A 24,751-nucleotide genomic window follows, 5' to 3' on the forward strand; every position below is an offset into this window, starting at 1 on the left:
TCCACCGGCCCCGGCGGAACTCGCCTTGCCGCCCGCGCGGGCCGCTGACAGGGCCGGCGCCACGCCGGTCTTCTCCGCCCGTGACCTCACCGGCCGGGCGGGGCCGCGCGGCCTCAGTTCAGCCAGAACCGGGTCCGCCGCAGCCACAGGTCGAGCAGCGCACCGTCGCCGTCCACCTCGATCCGGGGAGCGACGGGACGCCCGTAGACAAGCAGCATCAGGTCGGTCAGCGTGCCGGTCACGGTGACGGCGGCGTCGCCGCGGCCGGAGTGCGACCAGGTCGGTGCGGCGCCGGTGAGGTCCACCCCCCAGACCTCGGTCGGGCTGTCCACGGCCCGGAAGCGCAGGGTGCGGCCGGGGCCGAGCAGCGGCTCCGCGTCCTCCTCGTCGTACGCCTCGGGAACGGTCCCGAAGGCCATCCACTCGTCCAGCGCGTCCCGCGCCACCGCCGTGTCGACCTCGTACGGGACACCCACCGTCCAGGCGGCGTCGGCCCGGTGCAGGGACGTCTCGTGCAGCATGCGGCGCGCCCAGAACACCACCGGCTGATCGGGCTCCGGGGGTGTCCAGACCCGTGCGTCGGGCCCGGCGTCCATCAGCGCGGTGGTCAGCAGGCGCGCCCCGGCGCCGAGCCACTCGTCGAGCGCGGCCGGGTCCTCGTCGCCGTAGCCGAAGACGTTGTTGACGAGGTCGTCCGGGACGGGCTCGGTGGCACGGGTGCGGACCACCTCCTCGGCCCACCGGTGGGTCCCGCCGACATGCCGTACGAGCCGGCCCAGGTTCCACTCCGGGCAGGTGGGGACGGGCGCGCGCGGATCGCCGTCGCGCAGCAGGGCACGCAGCAGTTCGGTCTGGGAGAGGATTTCGGAGCAGTAGCGGTCGAGGATCCAGCGGGTCATGGGATCACCCTAGGGGGTGGTTTCACGGCATCGGTGCGGGAGATGTGAGGGCCTCCGCGAGCGGATCGGGCCCGGATGCGGTCGGACGCGTGAGCGCCGTCTGTGACGGTTCTGTGGCCGGAACTGTGGCTTCCGTCACAGCCGTTCGCCGTGTCGTGTTGATCGACTCGGTGGATGCAGAGATCCGCGTACACCCTTCCGGTCGTGCTCCTCTCCGGTGCGCTGTTCCTCACGGCGTGCGGAACGCAGCGGACGGGTGGGGAGGCGGGCGGTCCGGCGGGTACGTCCGGGGTGGGGGCGTCGGGGACGGGTGCGTCCGGTGCGGGGGCGTGTGGGGCGGGCGGCTCCGGCGCCTCGTCCGCGCCACCGGCCGGCGATCCGTCGCGGCTCTCGGCGGACGGTGTCACGATCACCGGCTTCGACGCGGCCCAGGAGTGCCTGGCGTACGAGATCGCCAACTCCTCGGACGAGACGAGGACTTACACGGTCACGTTCAGTGTCGGCACCGAGTCCGGCGGCGCGTTGTCGAACCCGGAGGAGACCGTGCCGTCCGTGGCGCCCGGCAGCACGGTGCACCGCACCCTGCCGCTCGGCGGAATGCAGCAGGCCGACGCGTCCGCGCGGGCCCGCATCCTCACCGTGCGCAGCGTCCGCACCGACGAGGCCCCTTCCGAGGGCGGCGCCTGCCCGCCCTCGGGGGTACGGGTGTACGCGGACCAAGGGGACGCCGCCATGGGACTGCGGGTGGTCGGGCTCAACCTGGAGAACTGCGGCACCGACGAGTACCGGCTCAACGGCTACCCCGACCTCGAACTGGCCAACGCCGACCATGAACCGGTCGACGGCATCGACATCCTCCACGGCGGCAGCGAGATCTCCACGGGCACCGGAGCCGACGGCCCTCCGCAGCCCGTCACCCTCAAGCGCGGTGAGCGCGCCCACGCCACGCTGGTGTGGCGCAACACCACCGAGTTCGGCGAGGCCGTGAACGTGCCCTACGTGACCGTACGGGCCAAGTCCGGAGCGGATCCCGTGACGGTGACGCCCGAGCTGGACCTGGGCACCACGGGCCGCCTGGGCGTGGGCCCGTGGAAGAAGTCCGAGCCGCTGGAGGGCGCGCGGCCGTAGGGGGGCGCGGCCATAGGTGGCGCGGCCATTGGTGGCGCGGCCATTGGTGGCGCGGCCGTAGGGCGCGGGGTCCGGAAGCGGGTGGGTTCGTGGGGCGGGGTGCTTCAAGGGCGGGACGGTCCAACGGCCTCGCGGGCCCTGCGTCCGGGCGTCCGGCGCCGGCGCCGGCCGAGGCGCGCGTTGGCCCGGATGCAGCAGCTCCGGCGGCCCGTGGGTGGACCCGCGGCGAGGCTGGGTCTGCCGTACCGCCCAGCTCCAGGAGCACCCATGCCCCCTCGTACCGTTCCCGTTCCCGTTCCCTCCCGCCCCGCCCGGCTGAGACCGCGGCTGCGGACCGCCCGGCTCGCCGCGCTCTGTCTGACGATGCTCTTCCCGGCCGCGCCCGCCGTCGCGGCCACCCATGCGACCCACGCCCGACACGACGACGACCCGCTTCAGCGCCGGCTCGAACAGCTGGTGCGGGCGCCCGGCGGCCCGCCCGGAGCCATCGCCGTGCTCCAGCGGGGCGGAGACACCCGTGTCGTACGGGCCGGAGTCGCCGACGTCACGACCGGCCGCGCGCCGCAGCCCAACGACCACATGCGGATCGCCAGTACGGCCAAGGCCTTCAGCGGGGCCGTCGCGCTCTCCCTCGTCGACCGGCACGCCCTGAGCCTGGACGACACGCTGCGCAAGCGCCTGCCGCAGCTCCCGCGCGTGTGGGGCTCGGTCACCCTGCGGCAACTGCTCAACCACACCAGCGGACTGCCGGACTACTCGCGGGCACCCGCGTTCCTGGAGGTCCTCACGGCCGACCCACGGCACCGCTTCGACTCGCGCAAACTCCTCGACTACGTGGCGAAGGAACGGCTGAACTTCCGGCCGGGCTCGCGCTACCAGTACTCCAACTCCGACAACATCGCCGTCGCCCTCATGGCGGAGGCCGTGACCGGAACCCCGTACGAACGGCTGCTGCGCGAGCTGGTCCACGAGCCGCTCGGCCTGCGGAACACCAGCCTCCCCTCGGGCTACCGGCTGCCCGAGCCCTATCTGCACGGCTACGACGTCAGCCCGCCCGCCCCGCCGGAGGACGTCAGCGAGATCATCGGCGCGTCCGGGGTCTGGGCGTCCGGCGGCATCGTGTCCACACCCGCCGACATGACCCGCTTCATCCGGGGCTACGCGTCGGGCGCGCTGTACGGCAAGCGCGTCCTGCGCGAGCAGCGCGCGTGGATCAACGGCGCCTCGGAGCCGGCCGGGCCGGGACGAAACACCGCGGGGCTCGCGATTTTCCGGTACGACACGCCGTGCGGTGTGATGCTGGGACACACCGGGAACTTCCCCGGCTACACACAGCTGATCGCCGCGACGCCGGACGGCCGGGACTCCCTGACCTTCAGTGTGACGTCGCAGATCAACCAGTCGCTGACGCCCGACAGGCTGCGGGATCTGCGGTCCGTGCAGGAGGAGTTCGTCTGCGCGCTGCTGCGCGGCAGGCGCTGATCGGGGGCCGGGACTATGTTGGCGGGATGCAGACGACACGTGTCTCCCGCCATGTGAAGGCCGCGCCCCCGGCCGTGTACCGGGTGCTGCTCGACCCGGAGGCCATCGCGCGCTGGCGAGTGCCGGAGGGCATGACCAGCGAGGTGCACGAGTTCGAGGCGCGCGAGGGCGGCACGTTCCGCGTGTCGCTCACGTACGAGGCCCCGGACGCGGAAGGCAAGTCCGGTGCGCACACCGACACCTACCACGGCCGCTTCGCCCGCCTCGTGCGCGACGAGCGGGTCGTGGAGGTCCTGGAGTTCGAGACCGACGACCCCGCGATGCAGGGGGAGATGACGATGACGACCACGCTGATCCCGGTGGGAGACGGGACCGACGTGGTCGTCGTCCACGAGGGCCTGCCGGACGCCGTCCCCGCCGCGGACAACGAGACGGGCACCCGCATGGCCCTCGACAACCTGGCCCGCCTCGTCGAAAACGCGTAGGCCCGCGCGCAGCTCTGCTCGCACACCGGAGAACCCGCAGGTGAGGGGTGTTGTCAGTGCCCCCCGGTAGGTTCGTTCTTGTTCCCGCCGGTCTGGTGGGGAAGTCCCCGTGTGCGCAAAGGAGATGGTGCGTTGTCGGCTTGGGAGAAGTCGAGCATCGCGCGGGTTGTGCCACCCGCGCGACCACGCAGGCTCGCGAAGGTTCCGTTCGTGGAACTGGCCGACGGGCGCCTGCAAGGGGTGGTGTCCAGCGGCTCGGACATCGAGCGGGTCTACGTCTCGTCCGTCGCGGCGGGCAGCTTCGCGTTCGCGTGCAGCACCAACAACAACCGGCCCTGCGGCGGCGCCCGGGGCACGTTCTGCAACCACATCCTGGCGCTGGTCAAGGAGTCCGCGCTCCAGTACGGCGGTGAGCGCGTCGCCCGCTATCTCCGCGTGGAGCTGGACGACGCCGGGTTCGGCGAGGCCGCGATCGCCCACGCCATGACGAGCACCCGCCCCGGCCAGGCGGACGCCAAGGCCGCCGCCGCCGTCTTCAGCCGCTTCCTGCGCCACCTCGCCTACCTCGAACTCGCCCCGGCCACCACGCCGTTGCCGGAGATGCAGTGGTTCCCGCCGACGCGTGAGGCCGCGGTCACGGCGAGGGGCGAGGTGCGGGAGGGCGTCGGCGCATCCGGTGAATCCGGCGACGGTGGGGGCGTCGACGGGCTGGACAGCGCCGGGCCGGACATCGACGGGCCGGACATCGACGGGCCGGACATCGACGGGCCGGACATCGACGGGCCGGACATCGACGGGCTGGGTGAGGCGCTTGTCGCCGTCGACGCCTTCGATCACGTCCTGCGTGGCGGACTGCTCCGTCCCCGGCCCGAAGAGGCGGACGCGCTCGCCGAGTTCGCGCAGGCCCTCGCCGGCACACCGCTCGCTGCGCGCGTCACCGAGGCCGCCGAGAAGGCCGCGACCGGTGCCGCGAGCGAGGAGCACTTCCTCACCCTCGCCGCCGCCCGCACCGCACTCGTCGGCTCCGTCCACGACGCGCTCCTGATCCGCGCGGACGAGATCTCCGGCCGCCCCACGGCCACGACGGACCCGGCACCGGATCCGACCGAGGCCACCGGGGCGAACGTCCTCGCGGCCGCGCGCTCCTGGCTCGGCGACCTGGCCCGCGCCGGCTGGCAGGGCATCGACCACGAGATGATCTCCGGATCGGCCCAGGTCGTCTCCGCCATGCTCCCGGACCCGGCGCTGCGCCGGCTCGCCACCCTGCTGGACGGCTTCGCCGCCGAACTCGCCGCGTCCTGCCCCGGCGCCACCCTCGACCGGATCCCGGCCCGCCGCTGGGCCGACCTGTGGTCGCGCGCCATGCTCCTGACCGTCCCCGGCGCCGTGGCCCGGACCGTGACCGGCACGGCGACCGGCCGGCTGCTGCCCCTCGGCGTCGACCTCCAGGAACACGCCACCGCCGCACAGGCCCAGGTGCACGCCGTGTTCGAGCCCGCCGACGGCACCACACCCCGGCTCGTCCGGGCCGCCGTCTCGGTGCCCAAGCCGGACACGGTCGTCGGAGTGGGCGTGTGGCAGCTGCTGCGCCCGCACATGTCCCTGCTGGCCGCCGTGAGCGAGGGCCGCGCCATGGAGCTCACCGCCATGCCGGTCACCGCCGACGGCGACCTGATCTGGAGCGACGAACACGCGAGCGCGGGCGCACCCGCCGACGCCTTCGCCACCGCGCGCGTAGCCCTCCCCACCGCCACCGTGCCGGCCACCGCACCCCTGGACCGCCACCCGGCCCGGATCGCCGTACCGGTCTTCCTGGAGGGGTACGCCACCGAGCGCAATACGCCGGAGGGCGGCGGCGAGGCGACCGTGGTCTTCACGGTCGCCGGCACACCGATCGCCGTCGAGACGGACCGCATCCCCACCGCGGGACCGCTGACGCCCGCCGCCGTCGCCGCCTCTAAGGCCTGCATAGGGCTGCTGCGCTGGGACGCGGGCGCGTTCCGCGTCCAGCCCCTGGCAGTGGAGACGACCGTACGGAAGAAGAGCGTCGCGGTGCACGCGGGCGGCTGGGCCGGCGGAACCACCGACAAGGCCGGCGTGAAGGCGGAGAAGGCGGCCACCGACGCCGTCGCCGCCCTGCGCGAGCGCGCGGGAAGGCTGCTGCGCAAATGACGGACCAGGACCACGGAATCGCGCGGACCGCGCGGACCGCGCACGAGGCGGCACACGACAACCGCCGGCAGGTCCTCTACTGGCGGCTGCTGTCCCGGCTCTTCGCCCACGACGAGCAGGCCACCCTGGAGTCGGCGAGCCTCGCCGTCGTCGAGGACATCGGGCTGCCGCCCGCGCTGCTCGACCCCGGGGCGTCCGTCGACTCGATCGTGCAGCGCCACCCGGAGCTGGCCGCCGAGTTCGACGGGCTGATGGTCCCGGACACGGATCAGGACTCGGGCCCGGAGCCGGATCAGGACCAAGAACAGCATCAGGACCGCGACACCCGGGACCGCGCCGCCGAAGTGCGACGGGCCGCCCTCGTCTCCAAGGTGCTGCTCAACGTCTTCGCCACCGGCTCCGGAACCGTGACCGCGGGACAGCTGGCCCGCTGGCAGTCCGACGCCGGCTGGCTGGAGCGCGCGCTCGGCTGCACACCCGGTGACCTGCGCGGCGGCCGGACCAGGCTGGGCGGAGCCGGGACGGGAGCGAGCCCGACCGGCTCGGGCGGCGGCGGCATCAACCCCGACCTGAGCACACTGATCCCGGCCATCGGGCCCGAACTCGGCGACCTGGAAGCCGACCTCGTCAAGCGGATGCATCTGCGCGAGGTGCTGGCCGACCCCCGGCTCGCCGCGCAGCTCACCCCCAGCATGTCGCTCATCGAGCAGCTACTGCGCGACAAGAACAACCTCTCCGGTGTGGCCCTCACCAACGCCAAGGACCTGATCCGCCGCTTCGTCGACGAGGTCGCCGAGGTGCTGCGCACCCAGGTCGAGAAGGCCACCGTCGGTGCGATCGACCGGTCCATCCCGCCCAAGCGGGTGTTCCGCAACCTCGACATCGACCGCACGATCTGGAAGAACCTCACCAACTGGAGCCCGGAGGAGGAGCGGCTCTACGTCGACCGCCTCTTCTACCGGCACACCGCCCGCAAGACGACACCGCAGCGGCTGATCGTCGTCGTCGACCAGTCCGGCTCGATGGTCGACTCCATGGTCAACTGCACCATCCTGGCGTCCATCTTCGCCGGGCTGCCGAAGGTGGACGTACACCTCATCGCGTACGACACCCAGGCGCTCGACCTCACCCCGTGGGTGCACGACCCGTTCGAGACGCTGCTGCGCACCAACCTCGGCGGCGGCACCGACGGCACGGTCGCCATGACCCTGGCCCAGCCGAAGATCGCCGAGCCGCGCAACACCGTGGTGGTGTGGATCTCCGACTTCTACGAATGGCGCAGCGAGCCGCTGTTCGAGTCCATGGCGGCGATCCACCGCTCCGGGGCCAAGTTCATACCGGTCGGCTCGGTGACCAGCTCCGGTCGCGGCAGCGTCAACCCGTGGTTCCGCGAGCGGTTCAAGGATCTCGGCACCCCGGTGCTGTCCGGCCACATCCGCAAGCTCGTCCAGGAGCTCAAGACGTTCCTGGGCTGAGCCGCCGGCCGTGCCCCCGCCCGGCTTCGCCGCGCCCCGGCGCGGACCCTTTCGCGCCCCGGCGCGAACCCCTTGGCTCCCTCTCCCTTATCGGCTTCGTCCGCCGTGTTCTCAGAAAGGCCTGACATGTCCGAAGTGCTGCGCGCCCCCGCCGAGCTCAAGTACGCCGAGGAGCTGGACTGGCTGGAGTCGATCGACGACAACCCCAAGCCGTTCTCGTGGCGCCTTTCGCCGAAGATGGTCCGGCTGTTCGTCCTGGGCTCCGAGCGTGCCGACGGGCTCGACCGCGAGATCGCCCAGAAGTGGTTCGGCGACCGCAGTTTCGTCGAGCGCTCCATCGTCACCCTCGCCTCCGACCGCGGACTGCTGCTCATCGGCGACCCGGGCACCGGCAAGAGCTGGCTGGCCGAGCTGCTGTCCGCCGCGATCTCCCGCAACTCCACCCTGGTGGTGCAGGGCACGGCCGGCACCACCGAGGACCACATCAAGTACTCGTGGAACGTGTCCATGGTGATCGCCAAGGGCCAGTCCCGGGAGTCGATGATCCCCTCGCCGATCATGACGGCGATGGAGACCGGTGCCATCGGCCGCTTCGAGGAGCTCACCCGCTCGACCAGTGACGTCCAGGACGCGCTGATCTCGATCCTCTCGGAGAAGTACATCTCCGTCCCCGAACTCGACAGCGACAACAGCGACAACATCGTGTTCGCGCAGCCCGGCTTCTCCATCATCGCCACCGCCAACAGCCGCGACCGGGGCGTCAACGACCTCTCCTCGGCGCTCAAGCGCCGCTTCAACTTCGTCCGCATCCCGGTCGTGACCAACAAGAAGAGCGAGGCGGAGATCGTCCGGTTCCGCACCGAGGAACTGCTGCGCCGCCACCGGATAGAGCTGGACGTGCCGCCGACCCTGCTGGACGTGCTGCTTCAGAGCTTCGCCGACCTGCGCGCCTCCGCCGCGGCGGCCGCCAGCGACGACGAGAAGCTGGAGTCCGCGCTGTCCACCGCCGAGCAGATCGGCGTGCTGGAGGACGCGATCCTGCACAGCAACTTCTTCGGCGAGCGTTCCCTGACCGCCCACAACCTGGCCTCCTCACTCGTCGGTTCACTGGCCCGGCGCGAGCCGGAGGACCTCGCCATCCTCAACAAGTACCTGCACGGAGTGGTCGAGCCGCGCAGCAAGGAGGAGGGCGGCTCCTGGCCCGAGTTCCTCGAGGGCGGCCGCGACGCGATCGCCACCCTGTCGTGACCGCCGTGGACGAGGGAACCTTCACCGGGCTGCGCGGCCAACTCCAGGAGGCCGCCGCCACGTTCGCCGAAGGACCCGACGCGCTGGCGGAGATCCTGCTCGGCATCGTCGACGACGTCGACCGCGCGGTGGGCGAGCCGCTGGAGATCTTCCCGGTCTGCCACCACTCACCCGCCTCCGCGCTCGCCATGGCCCGCCGGCTGCGCGAGAAGCAGCCGAAGGTGGTCTACCTGGAGCTGTGCGAGGACATGGCTCCGCTCCTGTCCGAGCTGCGCAACTGCCGCCTCCCGGTGGCCGTCCAGGCCTTCGCCAGCGAGGTCGAGGGCTTCCCCGCCGACTGGTCGCCGCTGTCGGTGGTCGCCCCGATCACCGAGGCGTCCGCCGAGTACCAGGCGATCGCGTACGCCCTGGACACCCCCGGCGTCGAACTGGTCCTGGTAGACCGCTCCTCCGACCACGTCTTCCAGTGGGACAGACGCGACACGGACCCCGCCGAACCGGCAGCGCCGGACGCGCCGGAGCCGGAGGAGGAGGCCGCGCTGCACGGAGACGCCGTGGGTGTGGAGATCGGCGACCTGCGCCCGCGCTTCGCCGAACTGGAGGAGCATCTGCTGCGCCACGGCCGGGTCCGGCACTGGTCGGAGTGGTGGCACCAGTACGTCGAACTGCCGCTCGGCGACAGCGACCACCACACCTACCGGCAGGTCATGCTGCTGATCGGCAGCCTCTTCCGGCGGCTCGCCCCCGGGGACCCGCACCGGGTGCGGGTGGACGAGGACCGCGAGCGGTACATGTGGACCAGGATGCGCGAGCACCTGACCGCGACCGGCACGGACCCCGCGGACTGTCTCTACGTCTGCGGCGCCTTCCACGCGGCCAGCCGCGTCGAGGAGTTCGGCGTGGCGGGCGCGGGTGACTTCGAGATCGGCCCGCGCACGGCCACCAAGTGGCAGCACGGTCTGATTCCCTCCAGCCACGCGGCGATCGAGGCGCAGTTCGGCCTCGCCGGCGGCTCGGTGTCCATCGCCGCGACCGTCTGGGCGAAGAACCTCAAGCGGACCGGCGTGAAGCCGTTCCGCCTCGAAGGCCAGGCGGGCACGAAGAAACCGGCGAAGAAGAAAACGCCTGCTCCCGCGCTCGCCCCGGCCCCCGCGCCCGCCCTCGCCCCCGCGCCCGTGCCGGACGCCCCGGCGGCCGACAGACTGTCCGGCTTCCTGCAACGCCCGCCGGTCCTCGACCGTCTCGACGAGGCCGAACTCCTCGGCTGGTCCGTGGAGATCGTCCGCGCCGCCCGCCGCAACGGCTACCTCGCCTCGACGGCCGACGCCATCGCCGTCTTCGAGACGTCGATCCTGCTGGCCGGGATGCGCGACCGGGCCAGGCCCACGCCGTACGACTTCCAGGACGCGGCGGTCACCTGCATCGAGAAGGACACCGTGCCCGGCAGGCGCGACGTACGCCGGCTCGTGGAGATCATGATGGGCGGCGACCGGATCGGACAGGTCGGCTACGACGCCCTGCCGCCGCTCGCCCGGGACGTGCACGACCGGCTCGTACCACTCGGCCTCAAGCTCCAACAGCGCGGTGTGCAGCGGGCGTTGCTCGACATCGCGGGACAGCCGGAGCTGAGCAGATGCTCCGACGTACTGTGGATGCTGCGTCACCTCATGCCGCACGGCGCCGCCCGGCCCATCATGGGCGAGCGCGGTCTCGGCGAGCGGCCCATCCAGGAGTCCTGGGATCTGGCCCTCGGCACCCATCAACGGGCCCTGATCGAGCTCGGCTACGAGGGTGTCAGCATCGAGCAGGTGATGGAACAGCGCCTGCGCCGACGGGCGTACGGCCCGCAGGCCACCACGGCGACCGTCCTCGAAGCCGTCGAGGACGCGATCCGGTATCTGCGCAGCCGCCGCCTGGCCGACGAACTCGGCACGCACGCGCTGGAGGTCCTCGCGACCGAACGCAGCGTCGACGGCGCGCCCGAAGTGCTGCGCCGGGTACGCCGATTGCTGGCGTACTACCGCACGAGTGAGCCGGTGCTGCCGGGCTGGATCGAGTCCTTCGTCAAGACCGGTTACGCGCACTACTGCACGCTGCTGCCGACCGCGTTCACCGACGAGGACGCGGGGGTACGCCAGGTCGCGGCCATGCTGGGCTTCCTGTTCAGCATGGAGAGCCTCGCCCTGTCCCTGGGCTGCGACCGGGCCCAACTGGAGCTGGCGGTGGGCCAGTCGCATCCCGAGGAGGCGCCGAAGACGGCCCTTCTCTGGGCGGCGCAGACGCATCTCGGCACACTCTCCCGCGAGGAGCTGCGGGCGCGCTGCGCCGCGCTGCTGGCCAACCCGCTGGTCGTGCCGTCCTATCCGCGCTACCTCAGCGGATTCGTGCAGGCCCTGGAGCCGGTCCCGGCGCTGACCGACTTCGTGGTGGAGGCGGTGTCCAACGCGTTCGCCCGGCTGCCCGACCCCGTCCTGCTGCCGTGGCTGCCGACGCTGATCTCCACCCTGCGCGCGGAGGGCGCCGAGTTCGCGCCGCTGCTGATCAAGGAGGCGGGGCGGATCTTCCCGGGCCGGCTCGCGGCCCTGGACGCGTGGACCCCGCCGTGGCGGGCCGAGCGCAGGCCGGCGGCCGCTTCCCGGGAGACCGGGCCCGCGGCGGGCGGAGTCGCGCTGCTGGCCGGCCACCCGGCGACCTGTGACGCGGTGGCCGCACTGCTGGGCTGCACCGACCCGTGGGCGGCACCCGGCACCCCGGCACCCGGCACCCCGGCACCCGGCACACCGGCCGCGAGCGCTTCGGCGGGCGCCGCGCTCCTCACCCGCCACCCGGAGACGTCCCTGGCGCTGGAGGCGCTGCTGAACCGGTCGTGAACGCGCCGTGGCCGGGCCCTGATCGGCGCAGGGCCCGGCCACAACCGTCTCCGGCCGGCCCGTCCGGGGACCTGTCATGGCTCCCGGGCGGCCCGGCAGGGTGTCTCAGCCGGCGATCGAGTCGAGCTGTTCCGCCGCCGGCCGCAGCCGCCAGAGGTCACCGCCGGGCGGTGCCTCAAGGTCCCGTACGGCCGCCTTGGCCGCCGCGTCGCCCGCGTCGGCCGCCGCGTGCACCACGTCCGTGGCCGCGTAGCGGTAGAACTCCAGCTCGGGATGGAGCCACGCCGCACGCCCGGTGGCCGCCGGCAGCAGATAGCGCACCGCCTTGGTCAGGCTCTGGCCGTCCGGTCCGCGGTGCCGCCACAGGTCCACACCGACGTTCCGGCCGATCGCGGCGAGCCTGGTGTAGGCGACCAGGTCGAACGTCGAGTAGTGCCAGCTCCTGGTCCGGGAGAGTTCCAGCGGCTGGCTGCCGTCGGGGGCTATCTGCCGGTCGATCCGCTTGGTACGGGACTCCAGGACCGTGCGCCGGGCCAGTTCCCGGTCGCCGGTGGCGTAGGCGAGGGCGGCGAGCTGCATGTCGTAGAAGGTGCCGTGGTTGTTGTCGGCCGCGGCCTCCTGCTTGCCGAACTCGCTGTTCTTGAGCCAGTCCAGGAAGGCGGAGTTCCAGTCGTGCATCCCGTCGCGGTCGGACCTGGTCCAGCCGGGGGCGCCGGTCGCGAGGATGGCGAGGGCGTCGACGACGCTGGTGTACGACTGCGAGAAGTCGATGATGCCGATCGCGCGCCCGTCGAACCGGCACGGGATGAACTGGGCGTGGTCCAGGTTCGGGTTCATCCGGGTCGCCGGGTCCAGGAACCAGGTGCGGACGATCTGCCCGGCCTTCTGGGCGTAGCGCCGGTCACCGGTGTAGTACCAGGCGAGGGAGAGGTCGTACGTGGAGTCGAAGACCCGCTCGACGTCCTGGCGGTCGGTGCCGGTGTCCACCTCGGGGTTGCGCTGCCCGTCGCGCTGGACGTAGGGGCAGCCCCAGGGGTTGTCGGCGGTCGGGGCGGTGGTCGGCCACCAGTAGGGGGCCTGGCTGAGGTAGTCGTGGACGTCGCCGCCGGGCGCCGGCTTGGGCTTGTCCACCACCGTCCAGGGGCCCTGGGCCAGCCACTTGTCGGCGCGCACCTTCAAGTCCTTGACCGCGCGCCGGAGTTGCGGGTCGCCGCGGTCCAGCTGGATCTTCGTGTCCCGCAGCCGGGAGCCGTCCATGACCGCGGTCTTCGGCGCCTCGGGCTTCTTGGACGCGGGGAGGGCGGAGGCGGCGGGGACGGCCGCGGTGGCGACGGTGGCCGTGACGGCGAGGAGGACGACGGACAGCCGCAGGCGTACGTTCATCAATCAACTCCGGTCGTATATGTGAACCATGTTCATGAGTGCGTGCGGCGAGCATAGGGTCGACCCTGTGGGGTGGCAATGGATCGTGCACGGAACTCGACGGAACTCCGGTGAATGCGGTCCGTGAGTGTTGACGCGGACTTGGTCTAGTCCTATCGTCCCTGGCCGACGGCAGTCAGCCCCCCACTCCCGGTTCACTCATGTGAACCTCTACGACGTCTTGGAGTTGACCTCCTGTGACCTCCGTGAACAGACGCCGCCTCCTCACCGGCGCCGCCGCCCTCGCGGCCTCCGCGACCCTGCCGCCCGCCGCGCAGGCCATGGCGAGAAGCGCGGGAAGCGCGGGAAGCGCCCTCCTGCCTCCCAGGGCAGACGTGATCGCCGTACTGCGCCGCGTCGCCGACCACTGGATCGCCACCCACGGCAACTCCGGCGACAACGGCTGGGCCAACGCCACCTTCTTCAGCGGCCTGCTCGCCCTGCACCGCCTCACCGGCGAGGCCCGCTACCTCAACTACGCCCGCGGCTGGGCCGAGAAGCACGGCTACGGCCTCATGGGCGGCGTCACCACCCGCCACGCCGACAACCACAACGCCGGCCAGGCCTACCTCGACCTCTACGAGATCGAGCCCGAGCAGGCCAAACTCACCGCCATCCAGACGTCGTTGAACCGGATGGTCTACACGGACCGCCCGCAGAAGAACGACGACTGGTGGTGGGACGACGCCCTGCACATGGCCATGCCGCCGTTCGCCCGGATCGGCGTCCTGCGCGGCGACCCGCGGTACGCGGACAAGCTGCACGCCCTGTACCTGCACACCAAACGGACCGAGGGCGGACCCGGGCTGTTCGACGCGGCGACGGGCCTCTGGTACCGCGACAAACGGTTCCTGCCGGGCGGCATCCTCTCGCCGTCGCGCAAACCCGTGGTGTGGTCGCGGGGCAACGGCTGGGTGGCCGGCGGACACGTCAAGACCCTCAAGGCGCTGCCGGCGGGCCACGCGAACGCCGCCGAGTACCGGCAGACCCTGACCGCCCTGGTCCGGGCCGTGGCCCGGGTCCAGCGCACGGACGGCTTCTGGAACGTCAACCTCGCCGACCCCGCCCATCTGCCAGGCCCTGAGACCAGCGGCACGTCCTTCTTCCTCTACGGCACGGCGTACGCCGTCCGCACCGGACTCGTGGACCGCGCCGCCCACCTCCCCGTCCTCGAACGGGCCTGGCAGGGCCTGGTCACCACCGCGGTGCACCCCGACGGCTTCCTCGGCTACGTCCAACGGGTCGGCGACCGCCCCGAGTCCAGCCAGCCCATCACCTACAACACGACGTCGGACTTCGGCGTCGGCGCCTTCCTCCTCGGCGGAACGGAACTCGCCCAGGTGTGACGGCATCCGGGCTCCCCGAACTCCGGCTCACACGACGCCGGCTCCCCGAACGCCGACTGCCGGGGCCCGACATACGGGTCCCGGCAGTGGACGTACGGTCGGAACGGGTCAGCCCAGGTTGCCCTGGCGGGCGTCCGCCCACAGGTCGACGCCGCCGTCGGTGGCGTACTTGTCGATCTCGGCGAGCTCCTCGGCCGTGAAGCCGAGGTTCTCCAGCGCCGCCACGTTCTGCTCCAGCTGCTCGACGCGCGAGGCGCCGATGACCAGCGAGGTGACCCGCTCGTCGCGCAGCGCCCAGGCGAGCGCCATCTGCGCCAGGCTCTGGCCGCGCCGGGCCGCGATGTCGTTGAGCGCGCGCAGGCGTCCCAGCATGTCCTCGGTCAGCCAGCCCGAGTCGAACGACTTGTCCTGCGTGGCCCGCGAGCCCTCCGGCACACCGTCGAGGTAGCGGCCGGTCAGCAGGCCCTGGGCGAGTGCGGTGAACCCGATGACGCCGAAGCCCTCCTCCTGCGCCACGTCGAGCAGCCCGTCGGTCTCGATCCACCGGTTGAGCATGTTGTACGACGGCTGGTGGATGAGCAGCGGGGTGCCCAGGTCGCGCAGGATCGCCGCGGCCTCCCGGGTGCGCTCGGGGTCGTAGGACGAGATGCCGACGTAGAGCGCCTTGCCCTGGCGGACGGCCGTGTCGAGCGCGCCCATCGTCTCCTCCAGCGGCGTGCTCGCGTCGAGCCGGTGGGAGTAGAAGATGTCGACGTAGTCGAGGCCCGTCCGGGTGAGGGACTGGTCGAGCGAGGCGAGGACGTACTTGCGGGAGCCGCCGCCCTGACCGTACGGACCGGGCCACATGTCCCAGCCGGCCTTGGTGGAGACCACCATCTCGTCCCGGTACGGCGCCAGGTCCTGCCGCATCAGACGGCCGAAGTTGATCTCGGCGGAGCCGTAGGGCGGGCCGTAGTTGTTGGCCAGGTCGTGGTGGGTGATCCCGAGGTCGAAGGCGCGCAGGGCGATCTCGCGCTGCTTTTCGAAGGGCTGGTCGTCCCCGAAGTTGTGCCAGTAGCCCAGGGAGAGCAGGGGGAGGTCGAGCCCGGAACGGCCGGTGCGCCGGTAACGCATGGTGCCGTCGTAGCGCTGGGGGTCGGCGACGTGGTTCATCGGAAGGTCTCCGGGGGTGGTGCCGTGGGGAACGTCCCGCCAGGGTCGGGGGACCTGCCCCACAGTGCTCCAGCACGATCGTGAAGTCCAACAGTTCCTGGTCATCGTATTGAGTGGCGTGGTTTCTGAATGGGTCGACCGCCCGTCTCACGGGAGTGCTAGCGTGCCTGCGACTAGGGGGCGATCATGATGGCGGGGACCACTTTTCGCATCGGCGGGGATCTGCGTGTGGGGCGGCTCGGCTTCGGGGCGATGCATCTGCCGACCGAACCGGAGGCCGACCGCCAGAACGCGCTGGCGGTCGCCCGGCGCGCGGTCGAACTGGGCGTCACGCTGATCGACACCGCGTACATGTACGGCTGGGGCGCCAACGAGGAACTCCTCGCCGAGGCCCTGCACCCCTACCCCGACGGGCTCCTCGTGACGACCAAGGTCGGTGTCGCGCGCCCGGACGGCGAATGGGCGCTCGACGGCCGGCCCGAGGCACTGCGGGCCCAGGTCGACGCGGCCCTCGGCCGGCTCCGCGTCGACCGTGTCGAGCTGCTCCAGCTGCACCGCGTCGACCCGCGGATCCCGCTCGCCGACCAGATCGGCGCCCTGCGCGACCTGCGCGCCGCGGGCAAGGTCGGCCGGATCGGCCTGTCCGAGGTGAGCGTCGCCGAGCTGGAGGAGGCCCGCCGGATCACGGACATCGCGAGCGTGCAGAACCGCTACAACCTCCTCGACCGCGAGCACGAGCCCGTCCTCGCGGCCTGCGAGAAGGCCGGCATCGCGTTCCTGCCCTGGCGGCCGGTCGCGTGGGGCGCCTCCGGGGCCCGCGCCGAGATCGCCGCCGTCGCCGCCGAGGTGGACGCCACCCCGACCCAGGTCGCCCTGGCCTGGCTCCTCGGCCACTCCCCGGTGATCCTCCCGATCCCGGGCACCGCGCAGGTCCGCCACCTGGAGGAGAACGTGGCGGCGGCCGACCTCCGGCTGACCGCCGAACAGCGCGACCGCCTGGACTGGCTGCCCCAGCAGGACTGAGGCCCGCAGCCCAGCCCTTGCCGCCCCGTCTCAGCCGATCGGTGTCGGCAGCGCCCGGACCGCGTACGTCAGCCCGATCGTGTCGCCCGTCGCCGGGTCGCCCAGCTCCACCCGCCAGGCGTCGGCGAACTGGTCGACGTCGTGGGCCATGGGGATCGTCCCGGAGATGAGGACCGTGCCCGGCACGAGGGCCTCGCGGGCGCGCAGCACGTCCACCCAGTAGGCCGGGGTCAGCAGCTCGGCGAGGGTGCCGTCCTGGATCTCGGTCTCCCGGTCGCCGTGGGTGACCCAGGCGCGCAGCGTCAGCTCGTCGATCCGGGGAGCCACGTCGGCCAGACGCCAGGCGCGCCGGGCGAGCACATCGGGCCCGGCGTTCTTGCTCCAGGCCACACCGTGCACCTCCAGATCGCGGTCGGTGTGGTCGCAGGCGGCCGTCAGCAGCAGCTCGCCGTCCCCGGCGACGACCAGCGCCCACTCGGCCTCGCCCGAGGTCCGCGCGTGCTGGGCGGCGACGGCCTCGGTCTGCTGGGCCAGGTACGGTGCGACGGGGTACAGCGCCGGCGTCACCGACGGTGCGGGCACTCCCAGCTCTGCCAGCTCGGCGACATGGGCGGCGACATCGTCCTGGCTGCGCCCGGCGTATCCGGCGTTGAGCACCTGGGTGACGGCGACCTCGCGCGTCGTTCCGTCAGGCAGTTCGAAGGTCAGCACGGCCATCAGCGGCACTCCAAAAAATCGGGTCGGACAGCGACCGGGCGGATTTCCCGGCCGTAAATTCGTCGCGCAGGGCTTGCGCATACGACCTGTATACAAGAAGTATGCCCAGAGGTCGATGTCCCCTCGACGCAAGGATGAGAAACCATGCACGACTCCCCGCAGGGCGCACGGACGGTCCCCGACCGGCGCTCGGGCGCCCGCCGGGCCTTTGTCGCCAGCCTCACCGGCACCGCCCTGGAGTGGTACGACTTCGCCGTCTACTCGGCGGCCGCGGCCCTGGTCTTCGGTGATCTGTTCTTCCCGTCCGAGGACCCGCTCACCGGCACCCTCCTCGCGTTCTCGACCTACGCGGTCGGCTATCTCTCCCGCCCGCTCGGCGGCTTCGTCTTCGGCCGCCTCGGTGATGTCATCGGCCGCAAGAAGGTGCTGATCGCCACCCTCGTCCTGATCGGCGCCGCCACCTTCCTCATCGGCGTCCTGCCCGGCTACGCCACCGCCGGCATCGCCGCCCCGATCGCCCTGGTCGTGCTGCGGTTCGCGCAGGGCGTCGGCGTCGGCGGCGAGTGGGGCGGCGCGGTCCTGCTGTCCAGCGAGTTCGGCGACCCGCGCCGCAGGGGCTTCTACGCCTCCGCCGCCCAGGTCGGCCCGCCCGCGGGCAACCTGATGGCCAACGGCGTCCTCGCGGCGCTGGGCCTGATGCTCACCGAGCAGCAGTTCGAGTCCTGGGGCTGGCGTGTGGCGTTCCTGCTCTCCGGCGCCCTGGTCGGCTTCGGACTGTGGATCCGCGCGAAACTGGAGGAGACCCCGGTCTTCAAGGCGATGGAGGCCGAGAAGTCCCGTCCCGAGGCGCCGATCCGCGAGGTGTTCACCACCCAGCCCCGGGCCCTCACGGCCGCGATCCTGTGCCGCGTCGCCCCGGACGTGCTGTACGCCATGTTCACGGTCTTCGTGCTGACGTACGCGACCGAGGAACTCGACATGTCCCGCGGCTCCGCCCTCGCCGCCGTCCTCATCGGCTCCACCCTCCAGGTCTTCCTCATCCCGCTGGCGGGCGCGGTCTCCGACCGGGTCAACCGCCGCGCGCTGTACGGCGTGAGCGCGATCGCGGCCGGCGTCTGGCCGTTTGTGTTCTTCCCGATGGCGGGCACGGGCTGGGTCGCGCTGGCCGCCGGTGTGGTGGTCGGCCTCGCCATCCACTCGTTCCTGTACGGTCCCCAGGCCGCGTTCATCGCAGAGCAGTTCTCGCCCCGGCTGCGCTACACGGGCTCCTCCCTCGCGTACACGCTGGCCGGCATCATCGGCGGTGCCGTGGCCCCGCTGCTGTTCACGGCCCTGCTCAGCGCGTTCGACAGCTGGGTGCCGCTCGCCCTCTACATCGCCCTCACCGTCGTCGTCACCCTCGTTGGTGTGTACCTCGGCCGGGACGCCGCCCACGCGGTCGAGGAGGACGACCGCCTCGCCGGCAGGACCACCGACGACGTGCCCGCCAAGGCCGTCTGACCCGCGAAGGAGAACCGTCCCGTGCGTATCGCCCTGAGCCAGCTCACCACCGGTCCCGACCCGCAGAAGAACCTGCTGCTCATCGAGGAGTGGACCCGCCGCGCAGCCGACGCGGGCGCCCGCGTGGTCGTCTTCTCCGAGGCGTCGATGGCCTGCTTCGGCACCCCGCTCGCACCCCTCGCCGAACCCCTGGACGGACCGTGGGCCGAGGGCGTCCGTGCCATCGCCCGCGACACCGGGACGGTCGTCGTCGCCGGCATGTTCACCCCGGCCAGTGCCGGCCGGGTCGCCAACACTCTGCTGGCGACCGGCCCCGGCGTGGAGACGTCGTACGACAAGATCCATCTCTACGACGCCTTCGGCTACCGCGAGTCCGAGAGTGTGGCCTCCGGTGCACGGATCACCACCCTCGACGTGGACGGCGTCCGGCTCGCCCTCGCGACCTGCTACGACGTCCGCTTCCCTGAACTGTTCCGGGCGCACGCCGACGCCGGTGCCGTGGCGACCCTGCTGGCCGCGTCCTGGGGCGCCGGCCCCGGCAAGGTCGACCAGTGGGAACTCCTCGTCCGGGCACGCGCGTTGGACGCCACGCTCTGGGTCGCCGCCGTGGACCAGGCCGACCCGGGCACCCCGTCCGGCACAGCCCCGACCGGCATCGGCCACAGCCTGGTCGTCGGCCCGGACGGCACCGTACGGGAACGGCTCGGCGCGGACCCGGAGTTGCTGGTGACCGACCTGGACGTCGAGGAGGTGGCGGCGACCCGGCGACGTATCTCCGTGCTCGCGAACCGGCGCCCGGAGCTGTGGAGTTGAGCCGGAGCTACGGGGTGTTGAGCCGGAGCTGTGCGGTGTTGAGCTGGAGGTGTGGGGAGTTGAGCCGGAGTTGTGGGGAGTTGAGTCGCCCGGCCGGCCGGGCCGGCCGGCTCAGGGGCTCGGTGGGCCGACCTCCTTCCGGGCGGCTTCCTGGATCGCCCGGATCAGCGCGCTCGCGGCGGGCGGGTCGGGCGGATCGCCGTACGTGACGGTGTAGATCTGGCGGGTGAAGTCCGGGATCTCCGTCGTGTGGATCTCGGACAACCGGTGGGCGCGCAGCGCCAGTCCGGGCAGGGTGGTGACGCCGGTTCCGGCGGCGACGAGCGCCTGCACCACGACCATGTCGTCGCAGACGGACGCGATGCGCGGGGCGAAGCCATAGTGCCGGCAGACCGCGTGGAGCTCGCCCTGGCACCACTCGCAGCCGCCGATCCAGGGGGAGTCGCGATGGTTGGCCACGCTGTCGTCGGGGCTCCGGCTCACCAGATGGATCGGGTCGTCGGCCACGTGGACCATACGGAACCCCTCCTGGTCCAGCGGCGCGTCGAGATACCGGAAGACCAGCGCGACGTCGATCTCGCCGTGCCGCAGCATCCGGAGCGCCTCGACCGGATGCCGGTCGAAGACGACCAGTTCCAGGCCCGGGTGGGCCTCGGTGAGCGCGGCGGCGGCCACCGGCACGATCGTGCTCAGCACGGACGCGTTGGCGGCGAGGCGGACCCGGCCGGTCCGCAGACTGACGTGCGCGGCCAGCTCGTTGGTGGCCGCCTCGACCCGGCCGACGATCTCGGTGGCCCGGTTGGCCAGCAGCGCGCCCTCGGGGGTCAGCCGGATGCCCCGGCCCACCCGCTGGACGAGCTTGACCCCGGTGGTCGCCTCAAGACGTGACAGATGGTGGCTCACCGACGGCTGCGAGTAGTGCAGCTCCCGCGCGGCCTCCGTCACGGATCCGTGGCGTGCCACCGCGGCGAGAACCTTCAGCTGCACCAGGCTCAGCATCCATGAACAGTATCAATGCGACCTTCGGGGAACCGGCACGGGACGTCGTCCGCGAACCCGTCCGTACCGCGGGGCCCTAACCGGCGAGCAGTACCTTCAGGGTCGAGGCGAGGTGGTCGTCGATCGCCTTGCACGCCGCGTCCGCGTCCCCGGCGGCGAGCGCGTCGAGGATCGCCGAGTGTTCGTCCAACACCGCCTCCTGGCGGCCCTGTTGGGCGAACAGGGCGGTCACGCCGGCCCGGACCTGGCGGCTGCGCAGTCCGTCGTAGTGCCGTTCCAGCAGACCGTTGCCGACGGCCGCGACCAGTGACGCGTGGAAGAGATGGTCCACGGCGATGAACTCGCGGGCCTGGTCGGCGCCGGTGAGATCCCGCTGGCGGTCTAGCAGTTCACGCAGTTCACGGACCGGCGTGCGGTCCTCCTCGATCACCTGCCGTGCCGCGTACCGCTCGACGATCCCGCGCAGCTGCATCAGCTCGCCGATCTCCCGCCCGGTCAGCGGCGCCACCCGGGCACCGCGCTTCGGCACGAGCTCGACCAGATCCTCGGCGGCGAGCAGCAGCAGCGCCTCACGGATCGGCGTCCGGGACACCCCGATGCGGTCGGCGATCTCCTGTTCGGACAGGAAGACCCCCTGCATCTCGGGATCCGTCAGTACCGTCTCCTTGAGATACGCGTAGGCCTTCTGCCGACCGGACACCACCGCTGCCCCCAGGGGATCGCATACACCTTGTATACGGAAGCTACCACGGGAGCGCGCGCCCGCGGAGGCCCTACGACGGCCCCAGCGGCGGCAGGTTCCGCAGGAACTCCGCGAGGTGGCCGTCGAAGGCGTCGGGGTTCTCCAGGTTCGGATAGTGGGCGCTGTCCGGGACGGTCGCGACCCTGCCGTCCCGGACCCCGTGAACCAGGCGCTCGGCCATGGCGAGGTGGTCGGGGGAGTCGAGCGCGCCGTTGATCGCCAGCACCGGGACGTCGATCTCCGTGGCCCGCTTCCAGGTGTCACCGACCGGCACACGGTGGTCGGGCTCATCGGCGGTGTGCTTCGAGACGGTCCGCAGGGCGGCCCCGCGCACCCGCCCCAGCACGTCGGCGTCGACATCGGTCAACCGGCGGTGGGGGCCCGCCGTGAAGCGCTGGAACGCGTCGAGCCAGCCCGCCACGTCACCGGCGACCAGCGCGCGCTGCTGAGCGGCCAGGACCTCGAGACTCCACGCATCCTCGAACACCGGCTCGCTCGTGCCGACCCCGCTGACCACCACGGCACGCACCAGCCCGGGGTGTTCCAGCGCGGTGTCGACCGCGATGCCGCCGCCCATCGAGACTCCGGCCACGACCGCCGGGCCGACGCCGAGGTGCCGCAGCAGGGCGGCGAGATCGTCGGTCGCGCGGAAGGGCCGGGTCGCGTTGGCCGAACCGCCGTGACCACGGACGTCCGGCGCGATAACACGCCAGTGCGGCGCGAAGGCCCGGATCTGCGGCTCCCACTGGGTGTGGTCCAGGAAGCCGCCGTGCAGCAGCACGAGCGCGGGGCCGGTGCCCTGGTCGCGGTAGGCGAGATCGCCGTCGGGGGTGGTGAACGAGGACGTGTGCGGGAGGTCGCTGCGCTCGGTCATGACAACAAGGGTGTCACTCGACTCAGTGACTTGGCAACTGGGTTGTCATCGTCTGGTGACGGCGCTGCCCGAACCCGCCTGCGGTGTCGGCGGATTCGGGCAGGGTGTTGATCGGCTCAGTTCAGGGTGTCCGGGTCCGGGCCCGTGCGCAGGCCGCGGTCCAGGGCCCCGATCGCGGTCATCTCGTCGTCGGACAGTGTGAAGTCGAAGACGTCGAGGTTCTCGCGGATCCGGCTGGGCGTGACGGACTTCGGGATCACCACGTTCCCGAGCTGGAGGTGCCAGCGGAGCACCACCTGGGCCGGGGACCTGCCGTGCGCGGCGGCGACGGACACGATCGCGTCCTCGCCGAGCAGGGCGCCCTGCGCGAGCGGGCTCCAGGCCTCGGTGGCGATGCCCAGTTCGCCGTGGAGGGCGCGCAGTTCGCGCTGCTGGAGGCCCGGGTGCAGCTCGATCTGGTTGACGGCCGGGACGAGCGAGCTGTGGTCGAGCAGACGGCGCAGGTGGTCGGGCTGGAAGTTGGAGACGCCGGCCGCGCGGATCCGGCCGTCGGCGGCCAGTCGCTCCAGCGCCCGCCACGTGTCGAGGTACAGGTCACGGGCCGGGGTGGGCCAGTGGATCAGGTACAGGTCCACATGGTCGAGGCCGAGCTTGGCCAGGCTCTCGTCGAACGCCTTGAGCGTGGCGTCGTATCCCTGGTCCGCGTTCCACAGCTTGGTGGTGACGAAGAGGTCCTCGCGGGCGATGCCCGAATCGGCGAGGGCCGCGCCGACGCCCTTCTCGTTGCCGTAGATCGCGGCGGTGTCGATGGAGCGGTATCCGGCGTCGAGGGCGGAGGCGACCGCGGGGGTGGTCTCGGCGTCGGGGACCTGGAAGACACCGAATCCGAGCTGCGGGATCCGTACGCCGTTGTTGAGGGTGATGTGGGGGATGGTCGACATGGTGGTTCCTTGATCGTGGTTCGAGTGGTTCGAGTGGTGTTAGTGGTGTGCGCGGTGTGTGCGGTGCGCGTGGTGCGCACGGTGCGCGGTTTCGAGGGGCGCGGGGTGTTCTTGGCCTTGGCGGCGGCAGGCCAGGCTTCAGCGGCCGAGCGCCGCGGCCCCGGCCGTTCCGGACGCCGACTCCACCGCCGGTTCGCCCGCCGCGGCCACCACCCGTCCCTGTCCCTGTACCTGTACCTGTCCCTGTCCCTGTCCCGGGCCCGACCCGGACCGGTTCCGGCGGTCGAGGAACGCCGCGAGGAAGGACAGCAGCAGGGCCGTGGCGGCGAGCAGGGCGCCGACCCAGTTCGGGGCCGTGTAGCCGAGGCCACCGGCGATCACAAGGCCGCCGAGCCAGGCCGCGAGGGCGTTGCCCAGGTTGAACGCGCCGATGTTGGCGGCAGAGGCGAGCGTCGGCGCGGCCGAGGCCTGGTCCAGTACCCACTTCTGGAGCGGCGGTACGGTGGCGAAGCCCAGCGCGCCGATCAGCGTCAGCGTGATCGCGGCGAGGACCTTGTTGTGGGCGGTCGCCGTGAAGGCGAGCAGGGTCAGCGACAGTGCGCCCAGTGACGTGAACAGCATCGGCATCAGGGCACGGTCGGCGAACCGGCCGCCGACCAGGTTGCCGGCGAACATCCCGACCCCGAACAGGACCAGCAGCCAGGTGACCGCGCCCTCGGTGTAGCCGGCCACGTCGGTCATCATCGGCGTGATGTAGGTGATCGCGGCGAAGACCCCGCCGTAGCCGAGGACGGTCATCGCCATCGCCAGCCACACCTGGACGTTGCGGAACGCGGCGAACTCGGAGCGGACGTCCGGTGTCCTGGGGCGGCCGGTCTCCGGCACCAGTTTCGCCAGGCCGAGCAGGCCGATGACGCCGAGTGCGGAGACCAGGGCGAAGGTGACGCGCCAGCCGGCGGCGTGTCCGATGGAGGTGCCGCCGGGGACACCGACGATGTTCGCCACGGTCAGGCCCATGAACATCAGCGAGATGGCGGAGGCCTTCTTCTCCGGGGCGACCAGATCCGCCGCGACGACGGAGCCGATGCCGAAGAACGCGCCGTGCGCGAGGGAGGCGACGATCCGGCCGGCCAGCATCAGCCCGAAGGTGGGTGCCACGGCCGAGAGCGCGTTGCCGACCACAAAGAGGCCCATGAGGAACATCAGCATCTTCTTGCGGGAAACCTTCGTGCCCAGCACGGTCAGCAGCGGGGCGCCGACGACGACGCCGAGCGCGTAGCCCGACACCAGCCAGCCGGCCGTGGGGATGGAGACTCCGAACTCGTCGGCGACCTGGGGCAGCACACCCATGATGACGAACTCGGTGGTGCCGATCCCGAAGGCCCCGATGGCCAGGGCCACGAGCGCGAGAGGCATGAGGAAAGGACCTTTCGAGCGAATGCGGGGGACGCTTACGAGCGACG

20 protein-coding genes and 1 pseudogene are annotated in these 24,751 nt (G+C 71.9%); 12 read left to right on the forward strand and 9 right to left on the reverse strand.

Annotation, left to right across the window (positions count from 1 at the left end; translation table 11 throughout):
• Positions 1-113 precede the first annotated feature (113 nt).
• Positions 114-899: a maleylpyruvate isomerase family mycothiol-dependent enzyme gene (locus tag ACIQAC_RS17920; protein ID WP_402192015.1), complete on the reverse strand. Its 786-nt coding sequence runs from the start codon at positions 897-899 to the stop codon at positions 114-116.
• Between the two features lie 174 nt (positions 900-1,073).
• Here ACIQAC_RS17920 and ACIQAC_RS17925 point away from each other — a divergent pair, with 174 nt between their 5' ends.
• From ACIQAC_RS17925 to ACIQAC_RS17960, 8 genes and pseudogenes are all read left to right on the forward strand, one after another.
• The gene (locus tag ACIQAC_RS17925) at positions 1,074-2,027 is read left to right on the forward strand and encodes a DUF4232 domain-containing protein (protein ID WP_402192017.1); all 954 of its coding nucleotides are present in this window, start codon (positions 1,074-1,076) and stop codon (positions 2,025-2,027) included.
• A gap of 267 nt (positions 2,028-2,294) precedes the next feature.
• The gene (locus ACIQAC_RS17930; RefSeq protein WP_402192019.1) at positions 2,295-3,509 is read left to right on the forward strand and encodes a serine hydrolase domain-containing protein; all 1,215 of its coding nucleotides are present in this window, start codon (positions 2,295-2,297) and stop codon (positions 3,507-3,509) included.
• 26 nt (positions 3,510-3,535) lie between these two features.
• Positions 3,536-3,994 carry an SRPBCC domain-containing protein gene (locus ACIQAC_RS17935; protein ID WP_402192022.1) on the forward strand — a complete coding sequence of 153 codons (459 nt, stop codon included), beginning with the start codon at positions 3,536-3,538 and terminating at the stop codon, positions 3,992-3,994.
• Positions 3,995-4,105: 111 nt separating this feature from the next.
• Positions 4,106-4,627: pseudogene (locus ACIQAC_RS17940) on the forward strand (hypothetical protein); the annotation flags it as partial.
• A gap of 126 nt (positions 4,628-4,753) precedes the next feature.
• Positions 4,754-6,166 (forward strand): hypothetical protein, encoded by a 1,413-nt coding sequence (locus ACIQAC_RS17945; RefSeq protein WP_402192667.1) that lies wholly within the window; start codon positions 4,754-4,756, stop codon positions 6,164-6,166.
• Positions 6,163-7,641: a VWA domain-containing protein gene (locus ACIQAC_RS17950; protein WP_402192024.1), complete on the forward strand. Its 1,479-nt coding sequence runs from the start codon at positions 6,163-6,165 to the stop codon at positions 7,639-7,641. Before ACIQAC_RS17945 ends, ACIQAC_RS17950 begins: the two co-directional genes overlap by 4 nt.
• A 126-nt stretch (positions 7,642-7,767) precedes the next feature.
• Positions 7,768-8,889 (forward strand): AAA family ATPase, encoded by a 1,122-nt coding sequence (locus ACIQAC_RS17955; RefSeq protein ID WP_402192026.1) that lies wholly within the window; start codon positions 7,768-7,770, stop codon positions 8,887-8,889.
• Positions 8,886-11,759, forward strand: a complete 2,874-nt coding sequence (locus ACIQAC_RS17960) for a hypothetical protein (RefSeq protein WP_402192029.1) — start codon at positions 8,886-8,888, stop codon at positions 11,757-11,759. Before ACIQAC_RS17955 ends, ACIQAC_RS17960 begins: the two co-directional genes overlap by 4 nt.
• Before the next feature lie 105 nt (positions 11,760-11,864).
• Here ACIQAC_RS17960 and ACIQAC_RS17965 read toward each other — a convergent pair whose 3' ends face one another.
• Positions 11,865-13,142, reverse strand: a complete 1,278-nt coding sequence (locus ACIQAC_RS17965; RefSeq protein ID WP_402192031.1) for an alginate lyase family protein — start codon at positions 13,140-13,142, stop codon at positions 11,865-11,867.
• 245 nt (positions 13,143-13,387) lie between these two features.
• Here ACIQAC_RS17965 and ACIQAC_RS17970 point away from each other — a divergent pair, with 245 nt between their 5' ends.
• On the forward strand, positions 13,388-14,527 hold the full coding sequence (locus tag ACIQAC_RS17970; RefSeq protein ID WP_402192033.1) for a glycoside hydrolase family 88 protein: 1,140 nt from the start codon (positions 13,388-13,390) through the stop codon (positions 14,525-14,527).
• 108 nt (positions 14,528-14,635) lie between these two features.
• Here ACIQAC_RS17970 and mgrA read toward each other — a convergent pair whose 3' ends face one another.
• Positions 14,636-15,679 carry an L-glyceraldehyde 3-phosphate reductase gene (gene mgrA / locus ACIQAC_RS17975; RefSeq protein WP_402192036.1) on the reverse strand — a complete coding sequence of 348 codons (1,044 nt, stop codon included), beginning with the start codon at positions 15,677-15,679 and terminating at the stop codon, positions 14,636-14,638.
• A 189-nt stretch (positions 15,680-15,868) separates the two neighbouring features.
• Here mgrA and ACIQAC_RS17980 point away from each other — a divergent pair, with 189 nt between their 5' ends.
• Positions 15,869-16,702: an aldo/keto reductase gene (locus ACIQAC_RS17980; RefSeq protein ID WP_402192670.1), complete on the forward strand. Its 834-nt coding sequence runs from the start codon at positions 15,869-15,871 to the stop codon at positions 16,700-16,702.
• A gap of 30 nt (positions 16,703-16,732) precedes the next feature.
• On the opposite strand, the gene ACIQAC_RS17985 is transcribed toward ACIQAC_RS17980, so the two are convergent.
• Positions 16,733-17,419, reverse strand: coding sequence for a DUF2848 domain-containing protein (locus tag ACIQAC_RS17985; protein ID WP_402192038.1), 687 nt, complete (start codon positions 17,417-17,419; stop codon positions 16,733-16,735).
• A 144-nt stretch (positions 17,420-17,563) separates the two neighbouring features.
• Here ACIQAC_RS17985 and ACIQAC_RS17990 point away from each other — a divergent pair, with 144 nt between their 5' ends.
• Together ACIQAC_RS17990 and ACIQAC_RS17995 are read left to right on the forward strand one after the other, a co-directional pair.
• On the forward strand, positions 17,564-18,919 hold the full coding sequence (locus ACIQAC_RS17990; protein WP_402192040.1) for an MFS transporter: 1,356 nt from the start codon (positions 17,564-17,566) through the stop codon (positions 18,917-18,919).
• A 21-nt stretch (positions 18,920-18,940) separates the two neighbouring features.
• Positions 18,941-19,732: a carbon-nitrogen hydrolase family protein gene (locus tag ACIQAC_RS17995; RefSeq protein WP_402192043.1), complete on the forward strand. Its 792-nt coding sequence runs from the start codon at positions 18,941-18,943 to the stop codon at positions 19,730-19,732.
• Between the two features lie 111 nt (positions 19,733-19,843).
• On the opposite strand, the gene ACIQAC_RS18000 is transcribed toward ACIQAC_RS17995, so the two are convergent.
• The 5 genes from ACIQAC_RS18000 to ACIQAC_RS18020 all read right to left on the reverse strand — a co-directional run bounded on the left by ACIQAC_RS18000 (position 19,844) and on the right by ACIQAC_RS18020 (position 24,704).
• Positions 19,844-20,731, reverse strand: coding sequence for a LysR family transcriptional regulator (locus tag ACIQAC_RS18000; RefSeq protein WP_402192045.1), 888 nt, complete (start codon positions 20,729-20,731; stop codon positions 19,844-19,846).
• Positions 20,732-20,807: 76 nt separating this feature from the next.
• Entirely contained in the window at positions 20,808-21,434 is a 627-nt protein-coding gene (locus ACIQAC_RS18005) for a GntR family transcriptional regulator (RefSeq protein WP_402192047.1), read from the reverse strand.
• A 70-nt stretch (positions 21,435-21,504) separates the two neighbouring features.
• Complete coding sequence (locus ACIQAC_RS18010) at positions 21,505-22,347, reverse strand: alpha/beta fold hydrolase (protein WP_402192050.1); 843 nt, start codon at positions 22,345-22,347, stop codon at positions 21,505-21,507.
• Positions 22,348-22,463: 116 nt separating this feature from the next.
• Positions 22,464-23,288 (reverse strand): aldo/keto reductase, encoded by an 825-nt coding sequence (locus ACIQAC_RS18015; RefSeq protein ID WP_402192051.1) that lies wholly within the window; start codon positions 23,286-23,288, stop codon positions 22,464-22,466.
• A 138-nt stretch (positions 23,289-23,426) separates the two neighbouring features.
• Entirely contained in the window at positions 23,427-24,704 is a 1,278-nt protein-coding gene (locus ACIQAC_RS18020) for an MFS transporter (RefSeq protein ID WP_402192054.1), read from the reverse strand.
• Between the last annotated feature and the right edge of the window lie 47 nt (positions 24,705-24,751).

This window comes from Streptomyces sp. NPDC088387 (assembly GCF_044753385.1).
GTDB lineage: Bacteria > Actinomycetota > Actinomycetes > Streptomycetales > Streptomycetaceae > Streptomyces.

Excerpts from the sequence above, each read along its gene's own strand:
- ACIQAC_RS17920 (WP_402192015.1), bottom strand. The coding sequence starts at position 899 with ATGACCCGCTGGATCCTCGACCGCTACTGCTCCGAAATCCTCTCCCAG.
- ACIQAC_RS17950 (WP_402192024.1), top strand. The coding sequence starts at position 6,163 with ATGACGGACCAGGACCACGGAATCGCGCGGACCGCGCGGACCGCGCAC.
- ACIQAC_RS18010 (WP_402192050.1), bottom strand. The coding sequence starts at position 22,347 with ATGACCGAGCGCAGCGACCTCCCGCACACGTCCTCGTTCACCACCCCC.
- ACIQAC_RS17980 (WP_402192670.1), top strand. The coding sequence starts at position 15,869 with ATGGCGGGGACCACTTTTCGCATCGGCGGGGATCTGCGTGTGGGGCGG.
- mgrA (WP_402192036.1), bottom strand. The coding sequence starts at position 15,679 with ATGAACCACGTCGCCGACCCCCAGCGCTACGACGGCACCATGCGTTAC.
- ACIQAC_RS18000 (WP_402192045.1), bottom strand. The coding sequence starts at position 20,731 with ATGCTGAGCCTGGTGCAGCTGAAGGTTCTCGCCGCGGTGGCACGCCAC.
- ACIQAC_RS17930 (WP_402192019.1), top strand. The coding sequence starts at position 2,295 with ATGCCCCCTCGTACCGTTCCCGTTCCCGTTCCCTCCCGCCCCGCCCGG.
- ACIQAC_RS17990 (WP_402192040.1), top strand. The coding sequence starts at position 17,564 with ATGCACGACTCCCCGCAGGGCGCACGGACGGTCCCCGACCGGCGCTCG.
- ACIQAC_RS17955 (WP_402192026.1), top strand. The coding sequence starts at position 7,768 with ATGTCCGAAGTGCTGCGCGCCCCCGCCGAGCTCAAGTACGCCGAGGAG.
- ACIQAC_RS17965 (WP_402192031.1), bottom strand. The coding sequence starts at position 13,142 with ATGAACGTACGCCTGCGGCTGTCCGTCGTCCTCCTCGCCGTCACGGCC.
- ACIQAC_RS18020 (WP_402192054.1), bottom strand. The coding sequence starts at position 24,704 with ATGCCTCTCGCGCTCGTGGCCCTGGCCATCGGGGCCTTCGGGATCGGC.
- ACIQAC_RS17935 (WP_402192022.1), top strand. The coding sequence starts at position 3,536 with ATGCAGACGACACGTGTCTCCCGCCATGTGAAGGCCGCGCCCCCGGCC.
- ACIQAC_RS17925 (WP_402192017.1), top strand. The coding sequence starts at position 1,074 with ATGCAGAGATCCGCGTACACCCTTCCGGTCGTGCTCCTCTCCGGTGCG.
- ACIQAC_RS17985 (WP_402192038.1), bottom strand. The coding sequence starts at position 17,419 with ATGGCCGTGCTGACCTTCGAACTGCCTGACGGAACGACGCGCGAGGTC.
- ACIQAC_RS18015 (WP_402192051.1), bottom strand. The coding sequence starts at position 23,288 with ATGTCGACCATCCCCCACATCACCCTCAACAACGGCGTACGGATCCCG.